The sequence below is a fragment of the Variovorax sp. Soil_C_12 genome (assembly GCF_057657375.1).
In genome coordinates this window covers 99910-106545 of the sequence record NZ_JBDGIO010000021.1, presented here as the reverse complement: position 1 = coordinate 106545, position 6636 = coordinate 99910, and the positions used below count along the sequence as shown (strand labels likewise).

The window sequence follows — 6636 nt, the reverse complement described above, 5'->3', positions numbered from 1 at the left end:
GCTTCTTCACCGAAGTGAATGTGGAGACGCAGGAAGTGCCGGGCTCGCCGGACCAGGTGGACCTCGCGATCAACGTGGCAGAAAAGCCCACCGGTACGCTGCAGCTGGGTGCCGGCTTCTCGAGCGCCGAGAAGGTGTCCCTCACCTTCGGCATTGCGCAGGAGAACGTGTTCGGCTCGGGCAACTACCTGGGCCTGCAGGTCAACACCAGCAAGTACGCCCGCACGCTCTCGCTCACGACCACCGACCCGTACTTCACCAAGGACGGCATCTCCCGAACCTTCGCCGTGTTCCACACCACGACGCGCCCCTACTACAGCGTCGACGGCGACTACAAATTGGTCAACGAGGGTGGCTCGGTCCGCTTCGGCGTGCCCTTCAGCGAGGTCGACACCGTCTTCTTCGGCATCGGCCTGGAACGCTACCGCTTCGATCCGGGCGGCAACGTCGCGTACCTGACCCCGCAGTCGTATCGCACCTATTTCGGCTGTGCCACCAACGCGCAGGGCTTCGTCACCGAATGCACCAACGACAGCGTCTGGGGCGTGCCGCTGTCCGTGGGCTGGTCGCGCGACGATCGCGACAGCGCGCTCGTGCCGACCCGCGGCAAGCTGCAGCGCGCCAACCTCGAGGTCGGCGCCGGCGGCGACATGAAGTACTGGAAGTCCAGCTACTCGTACCAGCAGTTCTTCCCGATCAGCAAGCAGTACACCTTCGCGATCAACGGCGAAGTCGGTTACGCCAGGGCCTATGGCGGCAAGCCCTACCCGATCTTCAAGAACTTCTACGCCGGCGGCCTGGGTTCGGTGCGCGGCTTCGAGCAGAACTCGCTCGGCCCGCGCGACGTGCCGCTGTTCGGGCAGACCGAGGGCGCTGCGCTCGGGGGCACCAAGAAGGCGATCTTCAACATGGAGCTCAGCACGCCCTTCCCGGGCGCCGGCAACGACCGCACGCTGCGCCTCTATGGCTTCTTCGACGTCGGCAACGTGTTCGCCCAGTCCCGCGCCCCGACCCTGACGGACGCGCAGTGGAAGGCGCAGAAGAAGCTGCGCGCCTCGGTCGGCCTGGGTATCAGCTGGATCTCGCCGCTGGGCCCCCTGCGCCTGGCGTACGCCATTCCGGTGAAGCAGCAGAAGGAAGACCTGAGCGACCCCTTGAATCCGATCCCGAAGGATAGAATTCAACGCCTGCAATTCCAGATCGGAACCTCCTTCTAATGACTCCTTTGCTTCGTGCCGCCGGTGCGCTGCTCATCCCTGCTTTCGCGCTTGTGGGCACGCCCGCACAGGCGCAGGAAACCTTCCGCATCGGTTTCGTCAATCCCGATCGCGTGCTGCGCGAGGCGCAACCTGCCAAGGCCGCACAGGCAAAACTCGAGTCGGAATTCCTGAAGCGCGAGAAAGACCTGCAGGGACAGGGTGAAGCGCTCAAGGCCGCCTCCGAGAAGTTCGAGCGCGAGGCGCCGACCCTGTCCGAGAGCCAGCGCACCACGCGCCAGCGCTCCCTGGTCGACCAGGACCGCGACTTCCAGCGCCGCCGCCGCGAGTTCCAGGAAGACCTCAACGCCCGCAAGAACGAAGAACTGCAGCAGGTCTACGAGCGCGCCAACCGCGTGGTCAAGCAGGTGGCCGAGGCCGAGAAGTACGACGCGATCCTGCAGGAGGCGATCTACATCAATCCCAAGCACGACATCACCGAGAAGGTGATCAAGGCACTGAACGCGTCCGTTGCCGGCGGCAAGTGAGGCCAGTGAACTCGTGTGGCACTACGGCTAGGCGCGATCGTTGAAGCACTCGGGGGCGACCTGCAGGGCGATCCTGCGCTGTCGATAGAGCGCCTCGCGCCGCTCGCGACCGCGCAGGCCGATGCGCTCAGCTTCCTGAGCCACCCCAAGTACCAGAAAGAGCTCGCGGCCTCGAAGGCCGGCTGCGTCATCGTCTCGCCGGCAATGCGCGCTGCAGCGGCGGGGCGCGGCGCGTTCATCGTGACGCCCGATCCCTACCTGTACTTTGCCCGGCTGACCCAGCTCTGGAAGCAATCCCATGCGAAGCCGGAGGGCGCGCGCATCCATCCGAGCGCGGTGATCGACCCCGACGCGCAGATCGACCCGACGGCCCGCATCGGTGCGCTGTGCGTGATCGAGCGCGGCGCGCGCATCGGCGCGCAGACCGTGCTCAAGTCCAGGGTGACCGTGAGCGAGGATTGCATCATCGGCGCGCGCTGCCTGCTGCATCCCGGCGTGGTGATCGGGGCCGACGGCTTCGGACTCGCACCGCACCAGGGCGCCTGGGTCAAGATCGAGCAGCTCGGCGCGGTGCGCATCGGGGACGACGTGGAGATTGGCGCCAACACTTGCATCGATCGCGGCGCGCTCGAAGACACGGTGATCGAGGACGGTGTCAAGCTCGACAACCTGATCCAGATCGGACACAACGTGCGCGTGGGCAAGAACACCGCCATGGCCGGGTGCGTCGGCGTGGCGGGCAGCGCCGACATCGGCGCCAACTGCACCCTTGGCGGCGGCGCGATCGTGCTGGGCCACCTGAAGATGGCGGACGGGGTGCACATCTCGGCCGCGACGGTGGTCACGCGCTCCATTCTCAAGCCGGGCCAGTACACCGGCATGTTTCCCATCGACGACAATGCCGCCTGGGAGAGAAACGCCGCGACCCTCAAACAACTGCACGCCCTGCGGGAGCGCCTCAAGGCACTGGAAAAACCGGCGATGCAGGACAAGCCATCATGAAGCTCGACATCCATCAGATCCTCAAACTACTGCCCCACCGCTACCCCTTCCTTCTGGTGGACCGCGTGCTCGAGATGGAAAAGGGCAAGCGCATCAAGGCGCTCAAGAACGTGACCATGAACGAGCCGTTCTTCAACGGCCACTTCCCGCACCGCCCGGTGATGCCGGGCGTGCTGATGCTGGAGGCGATGGCGCAGGCCGCGGCGTTGCTGTCGTTCCATTCGCTGGACATCGTTCCGGACGACAACACCGTGTACTACTTCGCGGCCATCGACGGCGCGCGCTTCAAGCGGCCTGTGGAGCCGGGCGACCAGCTCACGCTGGAGGTCGAGATCGAGCGCATGAAAGCCGGCATCTCCAAGTTCAAGGGGCGGGCGCTGGTCGGCAGCGAGCTGGCCTGCGAGGCCAGCCTGATGTGCGCCATGCGCCAGATCAGCTGACGCTGCTCGAAAAGGCATGACCCAGGTTCATTCGACGGCCATCGTCGACCCCCAGGCCCAGCTCGACCCGACGGTCAGCGTCGGCCCGTATTCCGTGATCGGCCCGCATGTGCGGGTCGGCGCCGGCACCACCATCGGTTCGCATTGCGTGATCGAGGGGCGCACCACCATCGGCCGCGACAACCGGATCTTCCAGTTCGCCTCGCTGGGGGCGATCCCGCAGGACAAGAAGTACGCGGGCGAGCCCACCGAGCTGGTCATCGGCGACCGCAACACCGTCCGCGAGTTCTGCACCTTCAACATCGGCGTGCCGGGCGCAGGCGGCGTCACGCGCGTGGGCAGCGACAACTGGATCATGGCCTACACGCACATCGCGCACGATTGCCGGGTCGACAACCACACCACGCTGGCCAACAACACGACGCTGGCCGGCCACGTGCACCTGGCCGACTGGGTGACGGTGGGCGGCCTGACCGGCATCCACCAGTTCGTCTCGGTCGGCGCCCACGCCATGATCGGTTTCGCCAGCGCGGTGGCGCAGGACGTGCCGCCCTTCATGCTGGTCGACGGCAATCCGCTCGCGGTGCGCGGCTTCAACGTCGTCGGCCTGCGCAGGCGCGATTTCTCGGCGGCGCGCATCGCGGCCGTCAAGCAGATGCACCGGCTGCTCTACCGCCAGGGCAAGACCCTGGAGGAAGCCCGCGCCGCCATCGAGGCCCTGGCCGCGGAGGTGCCCGAAGCGGCGGCCGACGTTGACCTGATGAAAGCCTTCCTGGCCAGCGCCACGCGCGGCATCGCGCGCTGAGGAGCCGCATGGCACAGGAGACACAGCGGCGCTTTGCGCTGGTCGCAGGCGAGGCCTCGGGCGATCTGCTCGCCGGTCTGCTGCTGGACGGCCTGAAGACCCGCTGGCCGCAGATGCAGTCCGTCGGCATCGGCGGCCCGCAGATGCTGAGGCGTGGCTTCGAGACCTGGTGGCCGCAGGAGAAGCTGGCCGTGCGCGGCTATGTCGAGGTGCTGCGCCACTACGCCGAGATCGCCGGCATCCGGCGCCAGCTCAAAGCGCGGCTGCTGCGCGAAGGGGCCGGTCTCTTCATCGGCGTCGATGCGCCGGACTTCAACCTCGATCTCGAAGCAGGCTTGCGCGAACGCGGCATGAAGACGGCCCACTTCGTCTGCCCCTCGATCTGGGCCTGGCGGCCGGAGCGCGTGCAAAAGCTGCGTGCAGCCGTCGACCACGTGCTGTGCATCTTCCCCTTCGAGCCCGCTCTGCTGGCGAAGCAGGGCATCGCCGCCAGCTATGTCGGCCATCCGCTCGCCAATGTGATCCCGATGGCGCCGGACCGGGCCGCTGCGCGCGCCGCGCTCGGCCTGGATGCCGAGGCGCCGGTGGTGGCCCTGCTGCCGGGCAGCCGGCGATCCGAGCTGCGCTACCTGGCCGATCGCTTCTTCGCGGCGGCGGCGCTGATGCAGCAGGCCCGGCCCGAGCTGCGCTTCGTCCTGCCCGCGCTGCCGAGCCTGCGCGGCGAGGTCGAGCAGTTGCTCGCGGCGAGCGCGATGAAGGGCCGGGTGCAGCTGATCGACGGCCGCTCGCACGCCGCGCTCGCCGCCTGCGACGTCACGCTCATCGCCAGCGGCACCGCCACCCTCGAGGCTGCGCTCTTCAAGCGGCCGATGGTGATCGCCTACAACATGAACGCGATGTCCTGGGCCCTGATGCGGCGCAAGCAGTTGCAGCCCTGGGTCGGCCTGCCCAACATCCTGTGCGGCGAATTCGTCGTGCCGGAGCTGATCCAGGAGGCGGCCACGCCCCAGGGCCTGGCCGAAGCGACGCTGGCCTGGTTCGCCTCGCCGGACAAGGTTCACGCCTTGCAACAACGTTTTTGCGCGCTGCACGCCGAATTGCAGCGAGATACGCCGACACTGTGCGCCGATGCGATCCAGAAAGTTCTTGAAGGCTGAACAGGCCAAGCTCGCATGGGATGCGCCGGGCCTGGTGGCCGGCGTCGACGAGGCCGGGCGCGGCCCGCTGGCCGGGCCGGTGGTGGCCGCGGCCGTGATCCTGGACGACCAGCGACCGATCCGCGGCCTGGCCGATTCGAAAGTGCTCACGCCCCTGCAACGCGAGCGGCTCAACGACCAGATCCTGGCCAAGGCCCTGTGCTGCTCGGTGGCCCAGGCCAGCGTCGAGGAGATCGACGAGCACAACATCCTCGGCGCCACCATGCTGGCGATGAAGCGGGCGGTCGAGGGCCTGCGGCTGAAGCCGGCCAAGGTGCTGGTCGACGGCAACCGGCTGCCCCGGCTGGAGGTGCTGGCCGAGGCCGTTGTCGGCGGCGATGCCATCGTCAAATCGATCTCCGCCGCCTCGATCCTGGCGAAGGTGCATCGCGACCGGCTGTGCGAGCAGTTGCACGCCGAGTTCCCGCACTACGGCTTCGCCGCGCACAAGGGCTACAGCACGCCCGAGCATCTGGAGGCGCTGCTGCGCCATGGCGCCTGCGTGCACCACCGCCGCTCCTTCAGCCCGGTGGCCGCGGCGCTGGCGCGCGCGGCCGGCGAGGAGATCCCGCTCGCCGCCGTAGCGGGCGAGCTGATCGTCGAGACGATGCGGATCGAGACGGTGCAGGTCGAGCTGCGGCCCGCGCCATGACCGCGGCCGAGCCCAGCCACATCAGCTCGCGGGACAACCCGCTCCTCAAGGAACTGCGCAAGCTGGCGCACGACCCCGGCGCCTACCGCAAGGCGGGCCGCGTCTGGCTGGAAGGCGACCACCTGTGCCGGGCGGCGCGCGAGCGCGGCGTGCGCGCGGCCATCGCCGTCTTCACCGAATCCGCCTGGCCGATGGCACGCCACGAGTGGGCCGGCGCGTCGGACAAGACCGTGGTGGTTGCCGACGCACTGCTGGCGGGCGTGAGTGGCCTGGAGTCGCCCGCGGCGATGGGCTTCGTGCTCGACCTTCCCGCGCCGTCGCCGATCGCCGCCGATGCGGCCACGGTGGTGCTCGACCGGTTGCAGGACGCCGGCAACGTCGGCTCCATCCTGCGCAGCGCGGCGGCCTTCGGCTTCGCCCAGGTGATCGCGCTCAAGGGCACGGCGGCGCTGTGGTCGCCCAAGGTGCTGCGCGCCGGCATGGGTGCGCACTTCGGATTGCGGCTGGTCGAAGGCGCCGAGCCCGAGGCGCTCGAGGCGCTGGCCGTGCCTTGCGTCGCGACCAGCTCGCACCGCGGCGAATGGCTGCACCGGGCCCGGCTGCCCCATCCCTGCGCCTGGCTGATGGGTCACGAAGGGCAGGGCCTTTCGGCCGCCGTGGAAGGCCGCGCGAGCCTGCAGGTGCGCATCGCGCAGCCGGGCGGCGAGGAGTCGCTCAACGTCGCCGCCGCGGCCGCGATCTGCCTGCACGCAAGCGCCGCCGCGGCCGAGGGATAAGGCGGCCCGGGCTATAATCAA

The 6636-nt window shown here is 68.5% G+C and carries 8 protein-coding genes; all 8 read left to right on the top strand.

Annotated features, from left to right (window positions below):
* A partial coding sequence (gene bamA, locus AC3A6X_RS33620; protein WP_487846235.1) for an outer membrane protein assembly factor BamA occupies window positions 1–1217 on the top strand: 1217 nt, incomplete at its 5' end.
* On the top strand, window positions 1217–1744 hold the full coding sequence (locus AC3A6X_RS33615) for an OmpH/Skp family outer membrane protein (protein ID WP_487846234.1): 528 nt from the start codon (window positions 1217–1219) through the stop codon (window positions 1742–1744). The genes bamA and AC3A6X_RS33615, both read left to right, overlap by 1 nt.
* Before the next feature lie 15 nt (window positions 1745–1759).
* Entirely contained in the window at window positions 1760–2746 is a 987-nt protein-coding gene (gene lpxD / locus AC3A6X_RS33610) for a UDP-3-O-(3-hydroxymyristoyl)glucosamine N-acyltransferase (RefSeq protein ID WP_487846233.1), read from the top strand.
* Entirely contained in the window at window positions 2743–3186 is a 444-nt protein-coding gene (gene fabZ / locus AC3A6X_RS33605) for a 3-hydroxyacyl-ACP dehydratase FabZ (RefSeq protein ID WP_487846232.1), read from the top strand. Before lpxD ends, fabZ begins: the two co-directional genes overlap by 4 nt.
* A gap of 16 nt (window positions 3187–3202) precedes the next feature.
* Window positions 3203–3991, top strand: coding sequence for an acyl-ACP--UDP-N-acetylglucosamine O-acyltransferase (lpxA, locus tag AC3A6X_RS33600; protein ID WP_487846231.1), 789 nt, complete (start codon window positions 3203–3205; stop codon window positions 3989–3991).
* Between the two features lie 8 nt (window positions 3992–3999).
* Window positions 4000–5148 (top strand): lipid-A-disaccharide synthase, encoded by a 1149-nt coding sequence (lpxB, locus tag AC3A6X_RS33595; protein WP_487846230.1) that lies wholly within the window; start codon window positions 4000–4002, stop codon window positions 5146–5148.
* Window positions 5120–5839: a ribonuclease HII gene (gene rnhB, locus AC3A6X_RS33590; RefSeq protein WP_487846229.1), complete on the top strand. Its 720-nt coding sequence runs from the start codon at window positions 5120–5122 to the stop codon at window positions 5837–5839. The genes lpxB and rnhB overlap by 29 nt, the downstream gene beginning before the upstream one ends.
* Window positions 5836–6615, top strand: coding sequence for a TrmH family RNA methyltransferase (locus tag AC3A6X_RS33585; RefSeq protein ID WP_487846228.1), 780 nt, complete (start codon window positions 5836–5838; stop codon window positions 6613–6615). Before rnhB ends, AC3A6X_RS33585 begins: the two co-directional genes overlap by 4 nt.
* Window positions 6616–6636 lie beyond the last annotated feature (21 nt).

What these genes read in the sequence shown, in the direction of transcription:
- AC3A6X_RS33615 (WP_487846234.1), top strand. Translation starts at nt 1,217, where the DNA reads ATGACTCCTTTGCTTCGTGCCGCCGGTGCGCTGCTCATCCCTGCTTTC.
- fabZ (WP_487846232.1), top strand. Translation starts at nt 2,743, where the DNA reads ATGAAGCTCGACATCCATCAGATCCTCAAACTACTGCCCCACCGCTAC.
- lpxA (WP_487846231.1), top strand. Translation starts at nt 3,203, where the DNA reads ATGACCCAGGTTCATTCGACGGCCATCGTCGACCCCCAGGCCCAGCTC.
- lpxB (WP_487846230.1), top strand. Translation starts at nt 4,000, where the DNA reads ATGGCACAGGAGACACAGCGGCGCTTTGCGCTGGTCGCAGGCGAGGCC.
- rnhB (WP_487846229.1), top strand. Translation starts at nt 5,120, where the DNA reads ATGCGATCCAGAAAGTTCTTGAAGGCTGAACAGGCCAAGCTCGCATGG.
- AC3A6X_RS33585 (WP_487846228.1), top strand. Translation starts at nt 5,836, where the DNA reads ATGACCGCGGCCGAGCCCAGCCACATCAGCTCGCGGGACAACCCGCTC.